The following is a 383-nucleotide window of genomic DNA, read 5'->3' on the forward strand; positions in this document are numbered from 1 at the left end:
GGCACGGCAGCGAGCCCTTCGACCGGCTGGAAGCTCTCGTCGGCATGCCGCCGGCTGCGGCCGGCGACGCGGAGAGTGCCGCAGAGCCCCGCAACTGGTCCGACACTCAGGCGAATGCCGCCTGCCGCGCCATCAACGACGCGAGATCATCAGGCAGAGCGCCTTGAGATCGCGGTCGTAGGTGCCTTCGCTGCTGAGCACATCGACGCAGCGCTTCTTCATCCGAGCCAGCTGGCTGCTCGACAATTGGGCGACGGCGGAAGACACGTTCGGCGTTCCGGGCGGCGTCGCGCCGAGAGTTCCAGGAGCGATGCCGCCAACGCCGACACCGGCGCCGATGCCGCTCGCGCCGCCGACCGTCACGTTGAGCGCGCTATTGGCGC

General features: G+C 69.7%; 1 pseudogene. It reads right to left on the reverse strand.

What is annotated here, in order from left to right:
* Positions 1–132: 132 nt before the first annotated feature.
* Positions 133–383 (reverse strand): annotated as a pseudogene (locus EN851_RS34420) (hypothetical protein); the annotation flags it as partial.

Source organism: Mesorhizobium sp. M8A.F.Ca.ET.208.01.1.1, assembly GCF_004791315.1.
Classification (GTDB): Bacteria; Pseudomonadota; Alphaproteobacteria; order Rhizobiales; family Rhizobiaceae; genus Mesorhizobium.